This window comes from Bradyrhizobium altum (assembly GCF_020889705.1).
In the GTDB taxonomy this organism is placed as follows: domain Bacteria; phylum Pseudomonadota; class Alphaproteobacteria; order Rhizobiales; family Xanthobacteraceae; genus Bradyrhizobium; species Bradyrhizobium altum.
Genome location: NZ_JACMYP010000442.1, coordinates 1 through 4,005 on the forward strand (window position 1 = coordinate 1; position 4,005 = coordinate 4,005).

Genomic DNA, 4,005 nt, shown 5'->3' on the forward strand with positions numbered 1-4,005 from the left:
GACTGGGCGATGACACCTGATCATGCCGCGCGATCTGCGGACATCAACATCACTAGGTGCGATCATAGAGGAGTTGTTACCAGATCCGGCCACAAAAGACTGTCGTCGCACGGCATGTCGGCCTCCCAAGCCATTCCATGCCGTCGATGTGTTACCCATGTCTCCGAACGGTGTTACCCAGTCCCCGGTCCGCACATCGAGCCGGGCGATGACACCCTCCTAGTGGCTCGAATCTGCTACCAACGCCCCTATGACAGCACCTGAAGCGACGTCAGACGTGCCCGCGAAGCCGCAGGGACAGCCCGCCACCTCCTGGCGCGACAGCTTTGCGGTGTACTTGCAGCCGCGGGTGCTGATCGTGTTGCTGCTCGGCTTCTCCTCGGGCCTGCCGCTGGCGTTGTCGGGCTCGACGCTGCAGGTGTGGATGAAGGAGGCCGGGGTCGATCTCGGCACCATCGGGCTGCTCGCGCTGATCGGCACGCCCTACACGCTGAAATTCCTCTGGGCGCCGCTGGTCGACGCGCTGCACGTGCCGCTGTTCACCCAGATCTTCGGTCGCCGCCGCGGCTGGCTGCTGCTCTCGCAGCTGTTGCTGATCGCGACGATCCTGGTGCTGGCGATGGCCGATCCGGCGCGATCGCCATGGTTCGCGGCCTTCGCCGCGTTGCTGGTCGCAACGGCCTCGTCGACGCAGGACATCGTGGTCGATGCCTTCCGCGTCGAAAGCCTGCCGGAGAGCGAGCAGGCCGCCGGCATGGCGTCCTATGTCGCTGCCTATCGCATCGGAATGCTGGTCTCGACCGCAGGCGCGCTGTTCATCGTCAGCGGCTTCGAGTCCGCCGGCCTCGTGCGCCCGTCGGCGTGGATGTGGGGCTATGTGGTGATGGCCGCGCTGGTCGTGATCGGCATCGTCACCGCGCTTGCTGCGACCGAGCCGGCGCAATCGAAAGGCGCGGAGGCCGCCACGCATGCGCAGACCGCGGCCGAACGCGTCTTGCACGCGGCGCTCGGCGCATTCTCCGAGTTCCTCAGCCGCAAGGACGCATTGGCGGCGCTCGCCTTCGTGGTGCTGTTCAAGTTCACCGACGCGTTCTCGGGCACCATGACCGCGCCGTTCGTGATCGACATCGGCTTTTCCAAAGTCGATTACGCGGCGATCGTGAAGGGCGTCGGCCTTGCCGCGACCCTGATTGGCGGCTTTGCCGGCGGCTTCGTGGCGCGGCGTTATTCGCTCGCGACCAGCCTGTGGATCGGCGGCGTGCTGCAGGCGGTCGCCAACCTGTCGTTTTCCTGGCTCGCGCATGTCGGCGTCGATCAGTGGGCGCTTGCGCTTGCGATCACCGCGGAGAATTTCACCAGCGCGATCGGCACCGTGATCTTCGTCGCCTACCTCTCGGCGCTATGCCGCAATCCGCTGCACACCGCGACCCAGTATGCGCTGCTCACGGCGCTCGCCGCGGTCGGCCGCACCTATCTGTCGTCGGGCGCGGGCTATGTGGCCAAGGCCGTCGGCTGGCAAATGTTCTTCGTGATCTGCGTGCTGGTCGCGATCCCGAGCCTGATCCTGCTCGCCTGGCTGCAGCGGCGCGGGCATTTCGATGAATTGGGGCCGGTGAGGGTTTAGCCCAGCCGCCGTAGCCCGGATGAAGCGAAGCGCAATCCGGGGAAGTCTCTCAATTTGCAAAACCGTCCCGGATTTCGCTTCGCTCCATCCGGGCTACAGGCTCTCTCCGTGCGTCGTCCTGGCGAAAGCCAGGACCCATTACCCCAAATGCGAATTGTTGCGCGATGTCGGGGCCACGATCCATCCGACAAGCAAGGCCGGTGGTTTTGGGTCCTGGCCTTCGCCAGGACGACGATGAGGATGGGTCGCAACTCAAGAAACAGCGCGGTGTCATTACCCGCGCATCCGGGCGATGACACCGCAATTGAGGCAGCTACTTCGCCACCACGCTCCATTTGGTGACGATGGCTTCGCTCATCTCGCCGGCGTCCTTGGCGCAGGCGATCTCGTCGACCTTCACCGAGATGGCTTTGCCGGAGAGGCTCTTGAGCTGCGCGGCCTGGGCGTCGTTGGTCGGTATCAGCTGAAAGGTTTCCGGCCCGGTTTCGAGGTTGCAGAGACCGTTCGGCGGCGGCAGGCGGCGCGGCTCGCTGGTGATCTGGTAGGTCGCGACCCGCTTGCCGCGATTCTTGGTGTCGCGCACCTTCATGACGCCGAGTTCCCCCGACAGCACATCGCCGGCCCGGATCATCTTGCCGGGCTTCTGCGGCGCGTCGCTCTGCTGCGCGAGCGCGCACGGCGCGGCGAATGTGGCCGCCAGAAGCGCAACGGCCAAGCGTACGCCGAATCGGTGTGTCATCATTTGGAATGGTTCCGTACTTGATTCGTCAGAGCGTCGATGACCGTCCCCAAATCGTCATCCACCCTATCGTTTTGTTTCGGCGCGATCTTTTTGGATTGTCGCCGATCGCCTGACGAACAATGCCGCGTCCGGCTCCCGGATCGCTTGCTAGAACAGCGTCCGCTGCCGCATCGCAGCCGATAGCGTACCTTCATCGAGGTAATCAAGCTCTCCGCCGACCGGCACGCCATGCGCCAGCCGCGTCACCCGCACATTGGCTTCCGACAGGAGGTCGGTGATGTAATGCGCGGTGGTCTGGCCGTCGACGGTGGCATTGAGCGCCAGAATGATCTCGCTCACTTCAGGCGCATGCGCGCGCGCCACCAGCTGATCGATGGTGAGATCCTGCGGACCGACGCCGTCGAGCGGCGACAGCGTTGCGCCGAGCACGTGATAGCGTCCATTGGTCGCATTGGCGCGTTCCAGCGCCCAGAGATCGGCGACATCGGCGACCACGACAATGATCGAGGGATCGCGGCGCGGATCGGTGCAGACCGTGCAGGGGTTTTGTGTATCGATGTTTCCGCAGGTCTTGCAGACCTGGATCTTGTCGATCGCGACCTGCAGCGCCGCGGTCAGCGGGGTCATCAAGGCCTCGCGCTTCTTAATCAAATGCAGCGCCGCGCGCCGCGCCGAACGGGGCCCGAGCCCGGGCAGCCGCGCCAGCAACTGGACCAGGCGTTCAATCTCGGGGCCGGCAACGCTTGCAGCCATTAGAGCATGATCCGGAAAAGTGTGAAGCGGTTTTCCCTCGCGACAAACGCGGAACGCGTTTGCGCGGAGATCATGCTCCAACAAAGAGCCAAGGCACGATGATTCATCTTGATCTCGCCGCGCTTCAAGTCGGACCAAATCCCGGCGGCAGGCCGAGCCCGCCCGTGAGCGCCATCATCTTCTCCTGCATCGCCGTCTCGGCCTTGCGGCGGGCATCGCCATGCGCGGTGACGAGCAGATCCTCGAGCACTTCGCGCTCCTCCGGCTTCATCAGCGACGGATCGATCTTGATGCCCTTCACTTCCATCTTCGCGGTCATGCGCACGGCGACCAGGCCGCCGCCGGAGATGCCCTCGACCTCGACATTGCCGAGCTCTTCCTGCATCGCCTGCATCTTGGATTGCAGCTGCGCTGCCTGCTTCATCATGCCGAGAAAATCAGCCATGTGTGCGTTCCTATCGCCAGATCAATCGTCGTCGCTGTCGGAAGTTTCAATCGGGTCTTCGCCGGTCGCATCCGCCACCGGAACCTCGGCGGCAAGGCGGCGGACCTCGACCACCTTGGTGCCGGGAAAGCGCGCCAGCACCTCCTGCACGCGCGGATCGGCCTCGGCGGCACGCTGATGCTCGCTGCGTGCCAATTCATTCTGCGAACGCACGGTCGGCTGACCGGCCTCGTTCGAGATGATCACGGTCCAGCGCCGCCCGGTCCATAGTTCGAGCTTGCGCGACAGATCGGTGACGAGCGCGCGCTGCGCCTTCGGCTCAAGGCCGATCTCGAGTTGGCCATCCTCGATGCGCACCAGCCGCACATCGGCCTCCAGCGCGCTCTTGGTCATGATGTCGCGCTTCTCGCCGGCGAGCGCGATCAATTGCGGAAAGCTCGT

At 64.4% G+C, this 4,005-nt stretch carries 4 protein-coding genes and 1 pseudogene; 1 reads left to right on the forward strand and 4 read right to left on the reverse strand.

What is annotated here, in order from left to right; translation table 11 throughout:
- Positions 1 to 250: 250 nt before the first annotated feature.
- Positions 251 to 1,624: an AmpG family muropeptide MFS transporter gene (locus tag H8B02_RS45830; protein WP_229172297.1), complete on the forward strand. Its 1,374-nt coding sequence runs from the start codon at positions 251 to 253 to the stop codon at positions 1,622 to 1,624.
- Positions 1,625 to 1,937: 313 nt separating this feature from the next.
- Here H8B02_RS45830 and H8B02_RS45835 read toward each other — a convergent pair whose 3' ends face one another.
- From H8B02_RS45835 to H8B02_RS45850, 4 genes and pseudogenes are all read right to left on the reverse strand, one after another.
- A complete protein-coding gene (locus H8B02_RS45835; RefSeq protein ID WP_229172299.1) occupies positions 1,938 to 2,363 on the reverse strand; it encodes a hypothetical protein in 426 nt (141 codons plus the stop codon).
- A gap of 150 nt (positions 2,364 to 2,513) precedes the next feature.
- Positions 2,514 to 3,119 carry a recombination mediator RecR gene (recR, locus tag H8B02_RS45840; RefSeq protein ID WP_229172298.1) on the reverse strand — a complete coding sequence of 202 codons (606 nt, stop codon included), beginning with the start codon at positions 3,117 to 3,119 and terminating at the stop codon, positions 2,514 to 2,516.
- Between the two features lie 124 nt (positions 3,120 to 3,243).
- The gene (locus tag H8B02_RS45845) at positions 3,244 to 3,564 is read right to left on the reverse strand and encodes a YbaB/EbfC family nucleoid-associated protein (protein ID WP_092122614.1); all 321 of its coding nucleotides are present in this window, start codon (positions 3,562 to 3,564) and stop codon (positions 3,244 to 3,246) included.
- A gap of 21 nt (positions 3,565 to 3,585) precedes the next feature.
- Positions 3,586 to 4,005: pseudogene (locus H8B02_RS45850) on the reverse strand (DNA polymerase III subunit gamma/tau); the annotation flags it as partial.

What these genes read in the sequence shown, in the direction of transcription:
- H8B02_RS45845 (WP_092122614.1), bottom strand. Translation starts at nt 3,564, where the DNA reads ATGGCTGATTTTCTCGGCATGATGAAGCAGGCAGCGCAGCTGCAATCC.
- recR (WP_229172298.1), bottom strand. Translation starts at nt 3,119, where the DNA reads ATGGCTGCAAGCGTTGCCGGCCCCGAGATTGAACGCCTGGTCCAGTTG.
- H8B02_RS45835 (WP_229172299.1), bottom strand. Translation starts at nt 2,363, where the DNA reads ATGACACACCGATTCGGCGTACGCTTGGCCGTTGCGCTTCTGGCGGCC.
- H8B02_RS45830 (WP_229172297.1), top strand. Translation starts at nt 251, where the DNA reads ATGACAGCACCTGAAGCGACGTCAGACGTGCCCGCGAAGCCGCAGGGA.